The following is a 17643-nucleotide window of genomic DNA, read 5'->3' on the forward strand; positions in this document are numbered from 1 at the left end:
CGCTCCGGGCGCCGGGCCGGCCGTCCGGCGCCCGGAGCGCGTTCAGGCCCCGGCCGTCACGGCCGGCTCGTGCCTCGAGCCGCTCACGCCTCGAACGGCCTGGCGGGCCAGGGCGCGTCGGCCGGGCGCAGGGCGTCCAGGCCGCCCTCGGTGCGCGCGGCCGTCAGCGCCAGGACGCCGGTCACCAGGCAGTTGTTGTGCAGGTCGCCCGCCAGCGCGCCGCGGACCAGCTCCGCCAGGGGCACACGGGCCACCTCCATGTCGGCCTCCTCCTCGGAGACCGCGAAGCGCTCGCCCTCGGCGTCGGACAGGTCGCGGGCCAGGAAGATCCTCACCGCCTCGTCGCTGCCGCCGGGCGAGGAGTACATGTCGATCAGCACCCGCCAGTCCCCTGCCCTGACGTGCGCCTCCTCGTACAGCTCGCGCCGGGCGGCGCCCAGCGGGTTCTCGCCGGGTACGTCGAGCAGGCCGGCGGGGATCTCCCACAGCTTGTGGCGCACCGGGTGCCGGTACTGGTTGATCACCAGCACCCGGTCCCGCTCGTCGAGCGCGAGGACGGCGACCGAGCCGGGGTGGACCTGGTAGTCGCGGGTGGCGACCGAGCCGTCCGGCATCACCACGTGGTCGGTGCGCACGCTGGTCTTGGCGCCCTCGAACGGCGTCTCGGAGGCGGTGACCCGCCACTGGCGCGGGGTGTCCCGCGGGCCCGGCCCGTCCGCGAGCCCGTCCGCGGGCCCCGCCGCCCGCCCGTCCGTCTCCGCCACGGCTCAGACCTCCCTGCCCGCCGCGACGGGGGCCGTCGCGGCGGTGCCGGCGCCCTGCTGCCGCTCGACGGCCGCCTTCACCAGGCCGGCGAAGAGCGGGTGCGGGCGGGTGGGCCGGGAGCGCAGCTCGGGGTGGGCCTGGGTGGCGACCAGGTAGGGGTGGGTGTCGCGCGGGTACTCCACGTACTCCACGAGCTTGTTGTCCGGGGAGGTCCCGGAGAACACCAGGCCGGTCTTCTCCAGCTCGGCCCGGTAGTGGTTGTTGACCTCGTAGCGGTGGCGGTGGCGCTCCTCGACGTACGGCTCGCCGCCGTAGACCTCGCGCACGATGGAGCCCTCGGCGAGCTTGGCCGGGTACATGCCCAGCCGCATGGTGCCGCCCATGTCGCCCTCGCCGGCGACGATGTCGAGCTGCTCCTCCATGGTGGAGATCACCGGGTGGGGCGCGGCCTGGTCGAACTCGGTGGAGTTGGCGCCCTCGATGCCGGCCAGGTTGCGGGCGGCCTCGATGACGATGCACTGCAGGCCCAGGCACAGGCCCAGCAGCGGGACGCCGTTCTCGCGGGCGTAGGTGATCGCGGCGACCTTGCCCTCCACCCCGCGCTCGCCGAAGCCGCCGGGGATGCAGATCGCGTCCACGTCGCCGAGCTGCCTGCGCGCGCCGCCGGGGACGCGGCAGTCGTCGGAGGTGACCCACTTGATCTTCACGCGGGCGTTGTTGGCGAAGCCGCCGGCGCGCAGCGCCTCGGTGACCGACAGATAGGCGTCGGGCAGGTCGATGTACTTGCCGACCAGCGCGACCGTCACCTCGTGGTCGGGCTGGTGGACGCGGCGCAGCAGGTCGTCCCACTGGGTCCAGTCCACGTCGCGGAAGGGCAGGCCCAGGCGGCGCACCACGTAGGCGTCCAGGCCCTCGGTGTGCAGCACCTTGGGGATGTCGTAGATCGACGGGGCGTCCTTGCAGGCCACCACCGCCTCCTCGTCCACGTCGCACATCAGCGAGATCTTGCGCTTGATGGAGACGGGCACGTCGCGGTCGGCGCGCAGCACGATCGCGTCGGGCTGGATGCCGATGTTGCGCAGGGCGGCGACCGAGTGCTGGGTGGGCTTGGTCTTCAGCTCGCCGGAGGGGCCGATGTAGGGCAGCAGCGAGATGTGGACGACGAAGACGTTGTCGCGGCCGACCTCGTGCCGCACCTGACGCACGGCCTCCAGGAAGGGCAGCGACTCGATGTCGCCGACGGTGCCGCCGACCTCGGTGATCACCACGTCCACGTCGTCGGTGGCCATCCGGCGGATGCGGTGCTTGATCTCGTTGGTGATGTGCGGGATGACCTGCACGGTGTCGCCCAGGTACTCGCCGCGCCGCTCCTTGGCGATGACCGTGGAGTAGATCTGGCCGGTGGTGACGTTGGCGGAGCCGTCCAGGTCGACGTCGAGGAAGCGCTCGTAGTGGCCGATGTCCAGGTCGGTCTCGGCGCCGTCGTTGGTGACGAACACCTCGCCGTGCTGGAAGGGGTTCATCGTGCCGGGGTCGACGTTGAGGTACGGGTCGAGCTTCTGCATGGTGACCCGCAGCCCCCGCGCCTTGAGCAGGGCGCCCAGGCTGGAGGCGGTCAGGCCCTTGCCGAGCGAGGAGGCGACACCCCCGGTGACGAAGAGGTGCTTGGTCGTCATGGATGTCGAGGATCGAGTCGGCATGGCCAAGAGGGGGCTCCCGTGGTCGCGAGATGACGTGCGCTGCGGCGCCCCGTTCGTCCGGCGGGGGTGCCGTCGCTGCGGTTCGGGGGTTTCTGTGCCCTCCGCTCCACGGGCTACCAGGGTATCAGCGGCGCGTCGGAGCTGCCGAGGCGCGGCCCGTCGCGACGCGGACCGTGGCACAGTTGCCTGGACGGCCGTCACGGCGCCGTCCGGGCGGCCGGCCCGCCCCGGCCGCACCACTGCGGCCGTCAAACACCGGATAGTTGTCACCTGGAAGGGCCCGTCACCCCTATGGTGACCTCGGCGCGGATCATCTGGCCGCGTCGTATCCTGCTCAGACTGCCCACGTGGCCCTTCTCACGCGGGCAGGACGGAAAACCGCGCGTCCCACGGGGCGTAGCCGCAGTTCGACTGGAGATGCTCGTGGCCGGGCGCATCGAGGATTACGCACTCATCGGGGACATGCAGACCGCCGCCCTGGTCTGCCGGGACGGTTCGGTCGACTGGCTGTGCCTGCCCCGGTTCGACTCCCACGCCGTCTTCGCCGGCCTCCTGGGCACCGAGGAGCACGGCTTCTGGCGGCTGGGCCCCGCGTACGCCCCGGGGCAGGAGCCGCCGGTCGCCAGCCGCCGCCGCTACCGGGGCGACTCCCTGATCCTGGAGTCCGAGTGGGACACCCCGCGCGGAACGGTGCGGGTGATCGACTTCATGCCGCCGCGCGAGCACCACGCGCCGCAGCTCATCCGCATCGTGGAGGGCGTCAGCGGCCGCGTGCCGATGCGTTCGGCGCTGCGGATGCGGTTCTCCTACGGCTGGGTGGTGCCGTGGGTGCACAAGGTGGACGGCCGCACCGTCGCGGTGGCCGGCCCCGACTCCGTGTGGGTGGACTCCGAGGCCGACACCTACGGCAAGGACCTGACCACCTACGCCGACTTCACCGTCGCCCCGGGCGACCGGGTGGCGATGACGATCAGCTGGCAGCCCTCGCACAAGGAGCCCCCGGCGCCCGCGGAGCCGGAGGCGTCCCTGACGGCGACCGAGGACTTCTGGCGCGACTGGGTCCGCCAGTGCACGTACCACGGCCCGTACCGCGAGGCGGTGGTGCGCTCCCTGATCACGCTCAAGGCGCTGACCTACGCCCCCACCGGCGGCATCGTCGCCGCCCCCACCACCTCGCTGCCCGAGCACATCGGCGGCGTGCGCAACTGGGACTACCGCTTCACCTGGCTGCGGGACGCGGCGATCACCCTGTCGTCGCTGCTGCGCACCGGCTACCGCAGCGAGGCGCTCGCCTGGCGCGAGTGGCTGCTGCGCGCGGTCGCCGGCGACCCGGAGAACCTCCAGATCATGTACGGCATCGCCGGCGAGCGCGAGCTGGGCGAGACGGAGCTGACCTGGCTGCCCGGCTACGAGAACTCCCAGCCGGTCCGGGTCGGCAACGGCGCCGCCTCCCAGCTCCAGCTCGACGTCTACGGCGAGGTCATCGAGGCCCTCCACCTGGCGCACATGACCGGCCTGGCGCGCAACGACTACGCCAGCCTCCTCCAGATCAAGCTGATCACCTACCTGGAGGACCACTGGAACGAGCCGGACGAGGGCATATGGGAGGTCCGCGGCCCGCGCCGCCACTTCGTCCACTCCAAGGTCATGGCCTGGGTGGCGGTGGACCGCACGATCCGCCTGATCGAGTCCGGCGAGGCGGACGGCCCGCTGGAGCGGTGGCGCGAGCTGCGCGACGAGATACACCGCGACGTCTGCGAGAAGGGCTACGACAAGGAGCGCAACACCTTCACCCAGTCCTACGGGTCCAAGGAGCTGGACGCCTCCCTGCTGCTCATCCCGCAGGTGGGCTTCCTGCCGCCGGACGACAAGCGGGTCATCGGCACCATCGAGGCCATCCAGCGCGAGCTGTCCACGCCGGACGGCTTCGTGCTGCGCTACCCGACCTCGGGCGACCAGGCGGGCCTGGACGGGCTGGAGGGCGACGAGGGCGCGTTCCTGGCCTGCTCCTTCTGGCTGGCCGACGACCTGGCGATGATCGGCCGGGTCGAGGAGGCGCGCAGGCTCTTCGAGAAGCTGCTCTCGCTCCGCAACGACCTGGGGCTGCTCGCGGAGGAGTGGGACTCCCGCCTGGGGCGCCAGGTGGGCAACTTCCCGCAGGCGTTCAGCCACGTCCCCCTGATCGACACGGCCCTGCGGCTGACGGCCTCGGGCGCGTACGGCGGCTGACGGCCCGCCGGCACGGCCCGCCCGTACGGCACCGGCACGGCACCGCCCGGCGCGTCCGTTCTCCGGACACGCCGGGCGGTTCCGTGCCGCGGTGTTGTAGAACAGAGCCGTGAAAACGCTCTCACCAGGGAGCCTGCCGACTGTCCGCGTCCGGCGGTAGCGTCGGGATTCCGCGAGAGAAGGAGTTCGCCGTGCACGGTCCCAGACCCACCCTCGAAGCGGTCGCCGCTCACGCCGGGGTCTCCCGTGCCACCGTGTCGCGCGTGGTCAACGGGGGCGTCGGCGTCCGCAAGTCCCTCCGCGACCGGGTCCAGGCCTCCGTGGCGGAGCTGGGCTACGTGCCCAACAGCGCGGCGCGCAGTCTGGTCACCCGCCGCACCGGGGCCGTCGCCGTGGTGATCGCCGAGCCGGAGACGCGGGTGTTCTCCGACCCCTTCTTCTCCCAGCAGCTGCGCGGCATCAGCCGCGAGCTGGCCGCGTGCGACACCCAGCTGCTGCTCATGCTGCTGGAGGGACGCACGGACTACGACCGCATCGGCCGCTACCTGGCGGGCGGGCACGTGGACGGCGCGCTGATGTTCTCGCTCCACCGCGACGACCCGCTGCCGTCCATGGCGAACGCCTCCGGCCTGCCCACCGTCTTCGGCGGCCGGCCGGGCTGGCCCGGCGCCGAGGACGACCCCGACCTGCTGTACGTGGACACCGACAACCGCGGCGGCGCCCGCCAGGCGGTGGAGCACCTGCTGGAGCGGGGACGGCGGCGGATCGCCGTGATCACCGGCCCCCTGGACCAGACCTCCGCCCTGGACCGGCTCGACGGCTACCTCGACGCCCTGGGCGTGGCCGAGGCCGACCCCGCGCTGGTCGCCCACGGCGACTTCACCGCCGAGGGCGGCGAGCGGGCCATGGCCGAGCTGCTGGACCGCTCGCCGGACCTGGACGCGGTCTTCGCGGGGAACGACCTGACGGCCACGGGAGCGATGCGGACGCTGCGCGCCCGGGGGGTGCGGGTGCCCGGGGACGTGGCCGTGGTCGGCTACGACGACCTGGAGCAGGCCGCCTGGGCCGAGCCGGCCCTGACCACCGTGCGCCAGGACATCCAGGGCATGGGCCGGATGATGGCGGAGCTGCTGCTGCAGCGGCTCGGGCTGGGCGCGGACGGCGCGCCCGCCGCCAGTCCGCCGGCCCCGGTCGTCACCCCCGCGCACCTGGTCGTCCGCGACTCCAGCTGAGCCGGCCGGCCCCGCCACGGGAGCGGGAGCGGCGCGCCGCTCAGCGCCCCGGCGCCAGCTCGTCGTACACGCTCAGCGCCTGGGTCACCGTGTCGTCCTCACTCGGCCAGGTCGCCGCCTGGACGCGCCCGGCCGCGGCCAGCCTCCGGCGCCGGGCGGGGTCGCCCAGCAGGCCGCCCACCGCGTCCGCCAGCGCCCGCGCGTCGCCGTAGGGCACCAGCAGCGCGGCGTCGCCGACCAACTCCGGCAGACCGCCCACCGCGGTCGCCACCAGCGGCACCCCCGCCCGCAGCGCCTCCTGGGCCACCACCGCCCGCCCCTCCCAGCGCGCGGGCAGCACCGCGACGTCGGCGGCCGCGAGCAGCTCCAGGGCGTCCTCGCGCCGTCCCAGCAGCCGCACCGGCAGCTCCTCGGCCTCGATGCGGCGTTGCAGCGCGGGCCGTGCGGGCCCCTCCCCGGCGATGGCCAGCAGCGGCTGCGGGTCGAGGCGGCGCCAGGCGCGGGAGGCGGTCAGCAAGGTGGTGTGCCCCTGGCGGGGGGCGAGGCGGCCGACGGCGAGGACCAGCGGACGCCCGGTGACCCCGAGTTCGGCCCGCGTCTTCTCCCGCGCCCCGTCCGCCTCCTCCGGCTGCCCGGGAACGGGCGCGCCGGACGGCCGGGCCGACGGACCGTCGCGCTCCGCGCGCGGCACGGGCACGGACACCGGGGCCAGCCGGGCGTCGCGGGCACCGTGGCGGCGGGCCCGGTCCACCAGGTCCGAGGTGGTGCCGAACACCACCCGCGCCGCCCGTACCACCCGCCGCTCCAGCAGCCACATCAGCCGGGCCCGCGCCCCCACTGCCTGGGTCCGGGCGTGCCAGGTGACCACCAGCGGCGTGCGGCGCCGTCCGCACAGCGCCAGGGCGGCCGGCATCCCGGCGCGCAGACCGTGGGCGTGGACCACGTCGGCGTCCGCGCACACCGCGCGCAGCGCCGTGACCGCCTCGGGGTCGGTACGGCCGGTCAGGGGGACGAAACGGGCGCCGAGGCGGGTGAAGCCGTAGTCCGGTTCGGTGCCGGGCGGCGCGCAGACGGTCACCCGCACCCCGCGCGCCACCAGTCCGGCGGCCAGGGAGCGCACGTGCGCGCAGACACGGGCGCTGCCGCCGCCGATCACCTGCACGACGTGCAGCGACGGCCTGCCGCGCGGCGGTACCGGGGTGCTGTTCACAAGGGGCTCGGGCTCCTGGCGTGAGGGCTCGGACGGCTCGGACTCGCGGGGCCCGCCGCCCCCGTCCGGGGCCGCGGACCACGCACGGCAGCGTACGGCGTACCGGCGGTGCACCGCGTCCAGGATGCCACTGCCGGCCCCGGCGGGACGCCACGCCGTACGGGTGAAACGCCGGGGCGCGGGGCCGGGGGGCGCGGACCGGCCTCAGAGGCCGGCGCGGGCCGCCTCCAGCAGCTCCTCGGCATGGGCGCGGGCGAGTTCGGAGTCCTCCTGCCCGGCCAGCATCCGGGACAGCTCGCGCACCCGGTCCTCGCCCCGGAGGGTCTTCACGCCGCTGCGCGTCACCGAGCCGTCGGAGGTCTTCTCCACCACCAGATGGCGGTCGGCGAACGCGGCGACCTGCGGGAGGTGGGTGACGACCACGACCTGCGCCGACCTCGCCAGCCGCGCCAGGCGCCGCCCGACCTCGACGGCCGCCTTGCCGCCGACCCCGGCGTCCACCTCGTCGAAGAGGTAGGTCGGCACCGGGGCGGTGCCCGCGAAGACGACCTCGACCGCGAGCATCACCCTGGACAGCTCGCCGCCCGAGGCGCCCTTGGCGATCGGGCGGGGCGGGGCGCCGGGGTGCGGGGCGAGCAGCAGCTCGACGTCGTCCACGCCGTGCGGGCCGAAGGCGACCAGCCGTCCGTCCACCTCGATCCCCGCCTCCTCGTCCGCCGTCACGTGCTGCCGCAGCTCCACGGTGACGCGGGCGTGCGGCATGGCGAGCTCGGCGAGCTCGGCGGTGACCGCGTCGGCGAACCGCTTCGCCGCCTCCGCCCGCGCGTCCGTCAGCCGCTGGGCGTGGGCGGCCAGTTCGGCGCGGAGCGCGTCGCGTTCGGCGGTCAGGGCGCCGATCCGGTCGTCGTCGCCCTCGAGTTCGGCGAGCCGGGCGGCGCTCTCCTCGGCCCAGGCCAGGACGGCGGCGGTGTCCTCGCCGTACTTGCGGGTCAGATGGGCCAGGACGGCCCGGCGCTCCTCGACGGCGGCCAGCCGCAGCGGGTCGGCGTCCAGGTCGTCCGCGTAGCCCGCCAGCTCCCCGGCCACGTCCGCCAGCAGGATGCCCACCTCGCCCAGCCGGTCGGCCAGCGACGCCAGCGCCGGATCGTGCGACCGCACGGCCTCCAGGGCGCGCTGGGCGCCGGCGACCAGGGCGGTGGCGTCCACGGCCTCGGGGTCGGCCGGATCGCCGACGAGGGCGCCGTGGGCGGTGGCCGCGGCCGATGCCAGGGCCTCGGCGTGGCCGAGCCGCTCGGCCTCCGCGGCCAGCTCGGCGTCCTCGCCCGCCCGGGGCTCGGCGGCGGCGATCTCCTCCAGGCCGAAGCGCAGCAGATCGGCCTCCTGGGCGCGCTCGCGCGCCCGCGTGGTCAGCTCCGCCAGCTCGGCCGAGACCGCGCGCAGCCGCCGGTAGGCCTCGCCGTACCCGGCCAGGGGGACGGAGACCGCCTCGCCCGCGTACCGGTCCAGCGCCTCCCGCTGCCGGGCCGGACGCAGCAGGCCCTGCTGGTCGGTCTGGCCGTGCACCGCCACCAGGTCCTCGCTCAGCTCGGCCAGCAGGCCGACGGGCACCGAGCGTCCGCCGACGTGGGCGCGCGAACGGCCCTCCGCCGAGATCGTCCGGCTGATCAGCAGCGCGCCCTCGTCCAGCTCCGCGCCCGCCTCCTCGGCCCGCCGCGCCGCGGGGGCGCCGGGCGGCAGCACGATCCGGCCCTCCACCACGGCGGCCTTGGCCCCCACCCGTACCAGGGCGGCGTCCGCTCGTCCGCCGAGCAGCAGTCCCAGGCTGGTGACGACCATGGTCTTGCCCGCGCCGGTCTCGCCGGTCACCGCGGTGAAGCCGGGGGACAGCTCGACGACGGCGTCATCGATCACGCCCAGGGCCCGAATCCGCATTTCCTCCAACACGGATACGACCATACGAGGTTCCGTGGCCGGATCCCCACTCGCGGTCCGCCCGGCACGCCCCGCGCGCCCCTCGCCCCGCCCGCGCCCCGCTCCGCGCGTACGCGCGGTCAGTGCGGCGCCCCGCGCCAGCCGGCCACCGGGAGGGCGAACTTCGCCACCAGGCGGTCGGTGAAGGAGGCGTGGTGCAGCCGCGCCAGCCGCACCGGCACCTCGCCGCGCCGCACCTCCACCCGGGCGCCGGCGGGCAGCTCCACGGTGCGCCGCCCGTCGCACCACAGGACGCCGCCCGGGGTCTGCGGCTGCACCTCGACGGCCAGCACCGACTCGGGCGTGGTGACCAGGGGCTTGGCGAACAGCGCGTGGGCGCTGATGGGCACCAGCAGCAGCGCCTCGACCTCCGGCCAGACCACCGGCCCGCCGGCGGAGAAGGCGTAGGCCGTGGAGCCGGTGGGCGTGGCGCACACCACGCCGTCGCAGCCGAAGCGGGAGACCGGGCGGCCGTCGACCTCCGCGACGACCTCCAGCATCCGCTCGCGGGCGGCCTTCTCCACCGACGCCTCGTTCAGCGCCCAGTCGCGGTGGACGACGCTTCCGTTGTTGCGGACGAGCACGTCGATGGTCATCCGCTCCTCGACCTCGTAGGAGCGGGCGACGACGCGGCGCACGACCTTGTCGAGGTCGTCGCGCTCGGCCTCGGCGAGGAAGCCGACCCGGCCGAGGTTGACCCCCAGCATCGGCACCCCCGAGGCGCGGGCGAACTCGGCGCCGCGCAGCAGCGTCCCGTCGCCGCCGAGGACGACGATCAGCTCGCAGCCCTCCACGGCGCTCTCGCAGCTCCCGCCCTCCCGCACCGTCTGCACGGACGGCGGCAGCGTCAGGTCGGCCGCCTCCTCCGCCAGGACGCGCGCGCCGATGCCGTTGCGCAGCAGCCCCTGGACCACGAGCTCGGCGCTGCGGACGGCGGCCGGGCGGCCGGTGTGGGTGATCAGGAACACGGTCCGCCCGGTGCCGGCGGTGTGCTCGTCGCTCCGGTCGCTCCGGTCGCTCCGGTCGCTCTGGTCGTTCTCGTCGGTGCTCTGCGCGGTCACTGGGGGCCCTCCGCCACGGCTCGGTCGACATCGGCCGGGTCCAGTTCGGGTGCCCCGGCACGCAGCCACAGGAAGTACTCGACGTTACCGGAGGGTCCCGGCAGGGGACTGGCGGTCACCCCGAGCACGCCGAGGCCCAGTCCGGCGGCTTGGCCCGCGACGGTGCGGACCGCCTCGGCCCGCAGCGCCGGGCTGCGCACCACGCCTCCGCTGCCCAGCCGCTCCCGGCCCACCTCGAACTGCGGCTTGACCATCAGCACCAGGTCGGCGCCGGGCGCGGCGCAGCGCGCCAGGGCGGGCAGCACCAGGCCGAGCGGGATGAAGGACAGGTCGCCGACGACCAGGTCCACCGGCTCGCCGCCGATCTGCTCCACGGTCAGGTCGCGGACGTTGGTGCGGTCGCGCACCACCACCCGCTCGTCGCTCCGCAGCGACCAGGCGAGCTGCCCGTAGCCGACGTCGACGGCGACGACCCGCGCGGCCCCGGCGCGCAGCAGCACGTCGGTGAAGCCTCCGGTGGAGGCCCCGGCGTCCAGCGCGCGCCGTCCGGCCACGGTCAGCCCGCGCGGGGTGAACGCGGCCAGGGCGCCGGCCAGCTTGTGGCCGCCGCGCGAGACGTAGTCGGGGTCGGCGGCGTCCTCGGCCACGACGATGGCCGCGCCGGTCTCCACCTGGGTGGCGGGTTTGGTCGCGGTGGCGCCGCCGACGGTGACCCGTCCGGCGGCGATGAGCTGGCCGGCGTGCTCGCGCGAGCGGGCCAGCCTGCGGCGCACCAGCTCCGCGTCGAGCCGGCCGCGCCGGCCGCGCTGGTTTCGTGACGCTGCCACGTGCGGTTCAGCTCCCGGGGTTGTACGGCGCGCCCGGTGCGGGCGGCCCGGGTCGCTGGTCGAGCGCGGTCAGCGTGTCACGCAGCCCGCGGTGCACATCCTCGTACACCTCCAGGTGACCGGAGACGGCGAGGTGGTCGGCGTCCGCCAGGCGACGCAGCTGGGCGTCGACCCCGGCGTGCCCGGTGGGAGCCGTGTGCAGCCCCAGGGGGCGCGGCCCGCCGTCCCCCGCGGGGGGCTCCTCCCGCGGTTCCGTCCCTGCGTCCACCAGGGCCCGCGCTGGTGGTTGCGTCTCCGGCGCCGTGCCGGACATCGGCTCGTCCATGGTCACGACGCTACCGCGCGCGGCCTCCTCCCCGGCGACGGGCACTCCCCCTGGGGTACCGTCGTGAGGCGATGGCGACCACACAGCAGTGCCGGACCGCGCTGGAGCGGCTGGCGAGGAACCTCGCGGACGCGGACGACGGCGTGCGCAGCGCGGCCGCCCTGGAGCGCTCCGTCAGCTGCCACCTCACCGACCTGGACACCACCTTCACCGGCCGGCTCGTCCACGGCCGCATCGAGGACATGGCCACCGTCCACGGCCCGCCCGCCGAGCGCGCCCAGATCAGACTGACCATGACCAGCGACGACCTCGTCTCCCTGGTGGACGGCCGGCTGAACTTCGCCCGGGCCTGGGCCCGGGGCCACGTCAGACTGGAGGCGGGACTGCGGGACCTGCTGCGGCTGCGGTCGCTGCTCTGAGCCGCCCCGGGCCCCGGCCGGACGGGCCCGGACGGGGAGACCGCGGAAACCGGATGTGCGGCGCCCCCCGAACGGCGACGATGACCGTATGACCGCCGCCTCCCACGCCCGCTCCTTCGACGCCGCCGCGGCCCTGTACGCCGCGAACCGCCCCTCCTACCCGCCGGCCCTCCTGGACGCCGTGGAGGAGCTCTCGGGCCGCCCCCTCGCCGGCGCCCGCACCGCCGACGTCGGAGCCGGCACCGGACTCCTCACCGCCCTCCTCCACGCCCGCGGCGCCCGTGTCGTGGCCGTCGAGCCCGGCGGCGGCATGGCGGCCGAGTTCCGCCGCGCCCTCCCCGGCCTCCCCGTGGTGCGCGGCGACGGGGACCGCCTGCCGCTGGCCTCCGGCCGCTTCGACCTCGTCACCTACGCCCAGGCCTGGCACTGGACCGACCCCGGGCGGTCGGTGCCCGAGGCCCTCCGCGTCCTGTGCCCCGGCGGCGCCCTCGCCGTGCTGCGCAACGACGCCGACGAGTCCGTCGGCTGGATCGCCGACCAGGCCGCCCGCGTGCGCCGCTTCTTCGGCGCCGGGCGGGACGCGGTGGAGGCGGCCCGTGCCCGCGCGCTGCCGTCCGGGCCCGGCTTCACCCGCCGGCAGGTGCGCTGGTCCCGGCGGGTGCCGCTGGAGACCCATCTGGCCAACCTCGCCAGCCACTCCGACTTCCTCGTCCTGGGGAAGGAGGCCACCGGCGCGTTCCTGGCCGGGGAGCGCGACCGGCTGAGCGCCCTCTTCCCCGGCGGTACGGTCGAGGAGTCCTACGTCGCGGCCCTGAGCCTCACCCTCCGCTGAGGCCCTCCCCGCCGAACCGGGCCATCGCCGCCGGGACGGGCACCGCCGCCGGAGCGCACCGTCGTCCCGCGGCCCGGGGGCGGGGTCTCACAGCCCGAGTACGGCCAGCGCCCCGTCGCCCCCGGGCAGGTCGCACACGCCCTCCCCCGCCTCCGTCCACGCGGCGGCGCACAGCGCCCGCAGTCCGTCCAGCGGGTCGTCCCCCCGGCCCTCCAGGCGCAGCGCGCCGTCCCGCACCGAGGCGGTCCAGCCGCCGCACGCGAACCCGCCGCCGACCCCGTCCCGCGACTCCTCCACCTCCGGCTGCGCCCGGTGCAGCCCCCGCAGGTCGGCCGCCACGTACGTCGGCCGGTGCTCGGGACGCGCCGCCAGCAGCTGCGCCGCGTCCGTCACCCCGGTGAGCACCAGCAGCGAGTCCACGCCCCCCGCGTACGCGCCCTCGATGTCGGTGTCCAGCCGGTCCCCGACCACCAGCGGCCGCTCGGCGCCCGTCCGCAGGATCGTCTCGCGGTGCATCGGCGGCAGCGGCTTGCCCGCCGCCTTCGGCTCCGGCGCCGGACGCATCCAGCGGGTCGCGATCCGCACCACCTCCACGGCCGCGCCGTTGCCCGGCGCGATGCCCCGCCCACTGGGGATCGTCAAATCCGTGTTGGAGGCGAACCACGGCAGTCCGCGCCCCACCGCGATCGCCGCCTCCGCCAGCCGCCCCCACGGCAGCTCCGGGCCGCCGTACCCCTGCACGACCGCCACCGGGCCGTCGTCCGCGGACTCCACCGGCTCCAGCCCGCGCTCGCGCAGCGCCACCCGCAGGCCCTCACCGCCCACGCACAGCACCCGCGCCCCCTCGGGCAGCTCCTCGGCCATCATCCGGGCCACCGCCTGCGCCGAGGTGACCACCTCGTCCGGCTCGGCGGGCACCCCCAGGCGCGTCAGGTGCCCGGCGACGGTCAGGGGCGTGCGCGCCGCGTTGTTCGTCACGTACGCCAGCCGCATCCCGGCCTCGCGGGCCGCGGCGAGGGACTCGACCGCGTGGACGACCGCCTCGCCGCCCGCGTAGACCACGCCGTCCAGGTCGAGCAGGGCGGTGTCGTACGCCTGGCTCGGCGGGCGTACGCAGCCCTCCGGCCGGGTGCGTATCGGGCGGTGGGAACCGGTCATCGTCTTCTCGCTCCTCGCGCTGGCGGTCTTTCTCCCCCGATCATCCCTCAGCCCGCACAGCGGCATAGCATGCACCAATGTTGCGATCCACGGGCCCCGAACACCCCTCGGGCGGCCTCCGCCTCGCCCCCTTCCGCGGCCTGCGCTACGCCCCCGACCGGGTCGGAAGCCTCGCCGCCGTGACCTCTCCCCCGTACGACGTCGTGGTCCGGCCCGACGGGCTGCACCACCTGCAGACCGCCGACCCGTACAACATCGTCCGGCTGATCCTCCCGGAGGCCGCCGATCCCGCCGCCCGCCACCGGCAGGCCGCGGACACCCTGCGCCGCTGGGAGTCCGAGGGCGTCCTCACCCGGGATCCGCGCCCGGCCCTGTACGTCTACGAGCAGCGCCGGGGCGACGCCCTCCAGCGCGGGCTGATCGGCGCCCTGCGGCTGACCCCGCCGGACGAGGGCGTCGTCCTGCCCCACGAGGACGTGATACCGGAGGTCGTCGAGGACCGCGCGGCCCTGATGCGCGAGACCGCCGCCAACCTCGAACCGCTGCTGCTGTCGTACCGCGGCGACGGCACCACGACCGGCGCGGCCGCCGTCATCGAACGCGCCATCGCCCGGCCCCCGCTGCTCGCCACGACCACGGAGGACGGCTTCTCGCACCGGCTGTGGGCGCTCACCGACCCGGACGAGCTCGCCGAGACCGGCGGCGACCTCTCCCGCCGGCAGGCGCTCATCGCCGACGGCCACCACCGCTGGGCCACCTACCTGCGGCTCCGGGCCGAGCGCACCGCCGGGCCCGCCGACCGGGACGGCTTCTGGGACCACGGCCTGGTCCTGCTGGTGGACACCGTCCGCTACCCGCTGCGGGTGCAGGCCATCCACCGCGTACTGCCCCGCCTGCCGGTGGCCGACGCCCTCGCCCGGCTGGAGGGCGCCTTCCGCGTACGGACGGTCGACGGCCCGCTCCCCCGCGCCCTGCGCGCCCTGGACGCCACACCCGGCAACGCCTTCCTCCTCACCGGCGACGGCTCCTTCCACCTGCTCCACGATCCCGACCCCGCCCTGCTCTCCCGCACCGTCCGCTCCGACCGCCCCGAGGAGTGGCGCCGACTGGACGCCACGGTCCTGCACTCCGCCCTGCTGGCCGACGTCTGGCGGATACCCGACCTGCCCTCCGAGATCGGCTACCTCCACGACGCGGCGGCGGCCGTGGGGCAGGCCGAACGCCTGGGGGGCTCGGCGGTCCTGATGCGCGCGGTCGCGGAGGACACCGTCCGCCACCTGGCCCGCCGGGGCGTCACCATGCCGCGCAAGTCCACGTCCTTCGGCCCCAAACCGGCCACCGGCCTGGTGCTGCGCGCTCTCGAGGACGCCCCGGAAGGCTGACCGTACGACGGAGGGCGGGACCCGTTCACCACGGATCCCGCCCTCGTCACACGCCGCTCAGCGCTCGTCTTCCCCGTCCCGGCCGGTGCGGTCGGCCTCGGACTTCCCGGGCTCCCCGGGCTCCCCCGCGGGGGCGTCCTCGGCCTCCCCCTCCGGCTCCTTCAGCTCCTCCGGCTCCTTCAGGCCCTCCGGCTTCTCCGGCTCGAGCCCTTCCTCCGCGTCGACCTCCAGGTCGGCCTCCGGGTCGAGCGCGTCCACGAACTCCACGCCGTCCAGCTGCGCCAGCCGGTCCGACGCGTCCGTCATCCCGCCCTGGTCGGCTTCCAGCGCCCTGGCGAACCACTCACGGGCCTCCTCCTCGCGCCCCACGGCCAGCAGCGCGTCGGCGTACGCGTACCGCAGCCGCGCCGTCCACGGCTGCACGGAGTGCGACGCCAGCTCGGGGCTCTGGAGCGTGACCACGGCGGCCTCGGCCTGTCCCATGTCACGCCGCGCACCGGCCGCGACCAGTCGCATCTCCACCTGCCCGGCCTTGTCGAGCTTCTGCACCTCCGGCTCGCCCGCCATGGCAAGAGCCTTCTCCGGCCGGCCGAGACCGCGCTCGCAGTCGGCCATCACGGGCCACAGGTGGGAGGAGCCGGTCATCCGCCGGGCCGCACGGAACTCGGCCAGCGCCTCGGCGTACTTCTCCACCCCGTAGGCGGCGAAGCCCGCGGCCTCGCGCACCGCTGCGACGCGGGAGGCCAGCCGCAGCGCGACCTTGGCGTAGCCGTACGCCTGCTCGGCGTCCTCGTCCAGCAGCTTCGCCACCATCACCAGGTTCTTGGCGACGTCCTCGGCGAGCGTCTTGGGCAGGCTCATCAGCTCCTGCCGCACGTCCTTGTCGAGCTCGTAGCCGGTGACGTCCTCCGGGATCGGCAGCCGCCTGAGCGGCTCCCGGTCCTGGTCGCGATCGCGCGGGCGGTCGTCGCGCCGGTACGAGGGCCGGTCGTCGCGACGGCCGCGGAAACCACCCCGCTCGTCACGGCCCCGGCCGCCACCCTGGCCGTACGGGCGCCTTCCCCGGTCGTCGTCGCGCCGCGGGCCGCGCGGCCGGTCACCCCGGTCGTCGCGGCGGTCGTCACGGCGGAAGCCGCCCCGGTCATCGCCCCGCTCATCCCGGCGGTACGAGGGCCGCTCATCGCGCCGCTCGTCACGACGGTACGAGGGTCGATCATCGCGCCGCTCGTCACGGCGGTCGTCACGCTGGTACGAGGGCCGCTCATCACGCCGGTCATCCCGACGGTACGAAGGCCGGTCGTCACGGCGGAAGCCGCCCCGCTCCCCACGCCCCTGCTCCCGGTCATCACGCCGGAAACCGCCCCGGTCGTCACGCCGCTCATCGCGCCGCTCGTCACGCTGGTACGAGGGCCGCTCGTCACGCCGGTCATCCCGACGATAGGAGGGCCGGTCGTCACGGCGGAAACCACCACGATCACCCCGCTCGTCATCCCGACGCGGACCACGAGGACGCTCACCACGCTCATCACGCCGATACGACGGCCGCTCCCCACGACGGTCATCACGGCGGAACCCACCCCGGTCGTCGTCGCGCCGCGGGCCGCGCGGCCGGTCACCCCGGTCGTCGCGGCGGTCGTCACGGCGGAAGCCGCCCCGGTCATCGCCCCGCTCATCCCGGCGGTACGAGGGCCGATCATCGCGCCGCTCGTCACGACGGTCATCACGACGGTACGAAGGCCGGTCATCACGGCGGTCGTCACGGCGGAAACCGCCCCGCTCACCACGCCCCTGCTCCCGGTCATCACGCCGGAAACCGCCCCGGTCGTCACGCCGCTCATCACGGCGGTCGTCACGCTGGTACGAGGGCCGCTCGTCACGCCGGTCATCCCGACGGTAGGAGGGCCGGTCATCGCGCCGGAAACCACCACGATCACCCCGCTCGTCATCCCGACGCGGACCACGAGGACGCTCACCACGCTCATCACGCCGATACGACGGCCGCTCCCCACGACGGTCATCACGACGGAACCCACCCCGCCTCTCATCGCCCCCCTGGCGACGCGGCCTGTCCGAGCGCTCAGGCCGGCCAGGCTGTTCCTCGGAAGAGTTGGACATCGATGTGGCTCCTGTCTTGGGGTGGTACACGTTCTTCTTCATGCACAAATAACAAAAGGGCCCTTGGCACCAGCATGAACGCTGGGACCAAGGGCCCTTCAATAATTGTTCGGCGGCGTCCTACTCTCCCACACGGTCCCCCATGCAGTACCATCGGCGCTGAAAGGCTTAGCTTCCGGGTTCGGAATGTAACCGGGCGTTTCCCTCTCGCCATGACCACCGAAACACCAACCACGGATGTTCCAAGCGAACAAACACACTGTTCAATTGAAACCCCAACATCCGGCCAAGCCGGTCGTGGTCTCAGAACCCACACAGTGGACGCGAGCAAATCTATGGTCAAGCCCTCGGCCTATTAGTACCAGTCAACTCCACCCCTCACGAGGCTTCCATATCTGGCCTATCAACCCGGTCGTC

15 protein-coding genes and 2 rRNA genes are annotated in these 17643 nt (G+C 74.9%); 5 read left to right on the forward strand and 12 right to left on the reverse strand.

What is annotated here, in order from left to right; all coding sequences use genetic code 11:
• Window positions 1-83: 83 nt before the first annotated feature.
• A complete protein-coding gene (locus QC029_RS28545; RefSeq protein WP_279558721.1) occupies window positions 84-764 on the reverse strand; it encodes an NUDIX hydrolase in 681 nt (226 codons plus the stop codon).
• 3 nt (window positions 765-767) lie between these two features.
• Entirely contained in the window at window positions 768-2465 is a 1698-nt protein-coding gene (locus QC029_RS28550) for a CTP synthase (RefSeq protein ID WP_279558722.1), read from the reverse strand.
• 417 nt (window positions 2466-2882) lie between these two features.
• On the opposite strand from QC029_RS28550, the gene QC029_RS28555 reads away from it, so the two are divergent.
• Window positions 2883-4694, forward strand: coding sequence for a glycoside hydrolase family 15 protein (locus tag QC029_RS28555; RefSeq protein WP_279558723.1), 1812 nt, complete (start codon window positions 2883-2885; stop codon window positions 4692-4694).
• Between the two features lie 191 nt (window positions 4695-4885).
• A complete protein-coding gene (locus tag QC029_RS28560; RefSeq protein ID WP_279558724.1) occupies window positions 4886-5926 on the forward strand; it encodes a LacI family DNA-binding transcriptional regulator in 1041 nt (346 codons plus the stop codon).
• A gap of 40 nt (window positions 5927-5966) precedes the next feature.
• On the opposite strand, the gene QC029_RS28565 is transcribed toward QC029_RS28560, so the two are convergent.
• The 5 genes from QC029_RS28565 to QC029_RS28585 form a co-directional block, all read right to left on the reverse strand.
• A complete protein-coding gene (locus tag QC029_RS28565; RefSeq protein ID WP_279558725.1) occupies window positions 5967-7136 on the reverse strand; it encodes a glycosyltransferase family 4 protein in 1170 nt (389 codons plus the stop codon).
• 204 nt (window positions 7137-7340) lie between these two features.
• Window positions 7341-9092 (reverse strand): DNA repair protein RecN, encoded by a 1752-nt coding sequence (recN, locus tag QC029_RS28570; protein ID WP_279558726.1) that lies wholly within the window; start codon window positions 9090-9092, stop codon window positions 7341-7343.
• A 95-nt stretch (window positions 9093-9187) separates the two neighbouring features.
• Window positions 9188-10075, reverse strand: a complete 888-nt coding sequence (locus QC029_RS28575; protein ID WP_279558733.1) for an NAD kinase — start codon at window positions 10073-10075, stop codon at window positions 9188-9190.
• An 89-nt stretch (window positions 10076-10164) separates the two neighbouring features.
• Window positions 10165-10995, reverse strand: a complete 831-nt coding sequence (locus QC029_RS28580) for a TlyA family RNA methyltransferase (RefSeq protein ID WP_279558727.1) — start codon at window positions 10993-10995, stop codon at window positions 10165-10167.
• A gap of 7 nt (window positions 10996-11002) precedes the next feature.
• A complete protein-coding gene (locus QC029_RS28585; RefSeq protein ID WP_279558728.1) occupies window positions 11003-11320 on the reverse strand; it encodes a hypothetical protein in 318 nt (105 codons plus the stop codon).
• Window positions 11321-11391: 71 nt separating this feature from the next.
• On the opposite strand from QC029_RS28585, the gene QC029_RS28590 reads away from it, so the two are divergent.
• Both QC029_RS28590 and QC029_RS28595 read left to right on the forward strand, forming a co-directional pair.
• Window positions 11392-11739 carry an SCP2 sterol-binding domain-containing protein gene (locus tag QC029_RS28590; protein WP_279558729.1) on the forward strand — a complete coding sequence of 116 codons (348 nt, stop codon included), beginning with the start codon at window positions 11392-11394 and terminating at the stop codon, window positions 11737-11739.
• An 88-nt stretch (window positions 11740-11827) separates the two neighbouring features.
• Entirely contained in the window at window positions 11828-12571 is a 744-nt protein-coding gene (locus QC029_RS28595; protein WP_279558730.1) for a class I SAM-dependent methyltransferase, read from the forward strand.
• Between the two features lie 87 nt (window positions 12572-12658).
• Here QC029_RS28595 and QC029_RS28600 read toward each other — a convergent pair whose 3' ends face one another.
• Entirely contained in the window at window positions 12659-13729 is a 1071-nt protein-coding gene (locus tag QC029_RS28600; protein WP_279558731.1) for an HAD hydrolase-like protein, read from the reverse strand.
• Window positions 13730-13806: 77 nt separating this feature from the next.
• On the opposite strand from QC029_RS28600, the gene QC029_RS28605 reads away from it, so the two are divergent.
• Complete coding sequence (locus tag QC029_RS28605; protein WP_279558732.1) at window positions 13807-15111, forward strand: DUF1015 domain-containing protein; 1305 nt, start codon at window positions 13807-13809, stop codon at window positions 15109-15111.
• A 57-nt stretch (window positions 15112-15168) separates the two neighbouring features.
• Here the strand turns inward: QC029_RS28605 and QC029_RS28610 are convergent, their stop codons facing one another.
• The 4 genes from QC029_RS28610 to QC029_RS28625 form a co-directional block, all read right to left on the reverse strand.
• Window positions 15169-15987 carry a tetratricopeptide repeat protein gene (locus tag QC029_RS28610; RefSeq protein ID WP_279558734.1) on the reverse strand — a complete coding sequence of 273 codons (819 nt, stop codon included), beginning with the start codon at window positions 15985-15987 and terminating at the stop codon, window positions 15169-15171.
• Window positions 15972-17144 carry a hypothetical protein gene (locus QC029_RS31140; RefSeq protein ID WP_336621619.1) on the reverse strand — a complete coding sequence of 391 codons (1173 nt, stop codon included), beginning with the start codon at window positions 17142-17144 and terminating at the stop codon, window positions 15972-15974. The genes QC029_RS28610 and QC029_RS31140 overlap by 16 nt, the downstream gene beginning before the upstream one ends.
• Before the next feature lie 189 nt (window positions 17145-17333).
• Window positions 17334-17450 (reverse strand): 5S ribosomal RNA (rrf, locus tag QC029_RS28620).
• Window positions 17451-17561: 111 nt separating this feature from the next.
• Window positions 17562-17643, reverse strand: a 23S ribosomal RNA gene (locus QC029_RS28625); the annotation flags it as partial.

It is taken from the genome of Streptomyces sp. DH37 (assembly GCF_029813835.1).
In the GTDB taxonomy this organism is placed as follows: domain Bacteria; phylum Actinomycetota; class Actinomycetes; order Streptomycetales; family Streptomycetaceae; genus Streptomyces.